1 protein-coding gene is annotated in these 539 nt (G+C 48.1%); it reads left to right on the top strand.

Annotation, left to right across the window (positions count from 1 at the left end; genetic code table 11):
* On the top strand, positions 1–539 hold a 539-nt coding region (locus tag R8N49_RS29870; RefSeq protein WP_318190800.1), incomplete at both ends, for an endonuclease.

Genomic DNA, 539 nt, shown 5'->3' with positions numbered 1-539 from the left:
TTTGTCGACGGTGACTACCAGTTCACCATTCAAGATGAGTATGGTGACGGCATTTGTTGTGGAAGTGGCGCGGGTTCGTACACGTTGATGGAAGGAGCCAAGACCCTTGCTTCTGGCGCTGAGTTCGCCAAAAGCGAAACCACTGATTTTACGTTAGGTGACACCACTACGACTCCACCAGTGGTTGATGGGTATTATCAAGCCGCGTCTGGCAAGACAGGCTACGCACTCAAAACGGCGTTGTTTAACATCATCAATAATCACTCCAGCCGTGGCTATTCAGCGATTTGGACTTTGGTAAAAGACGCAGATTTGGATAACTACTACGAGAAAGATGGCTCCATTCTTGATATGTATTCAGAGAAGCCTGCGGGCAACGATGCAGTGAGTTTCACGAAAGTAACCGACCAATGCGGTCAATACAGTCAAGAAGGGGATTGCTACAACCGTGAACACTCGTTCCCGAAAAGCTGGTTTGGTGGCAAAGTTGAACCAATGAACTCAGACGGTCACCATTTGTTTGCCACCGATGGTTATGT

This window comes from Vibrio sp. 1978, from assembly GCF_033344345.1.
This window is presented reverse-complemented; position numbering and strand designations above follow the sequence as displayed.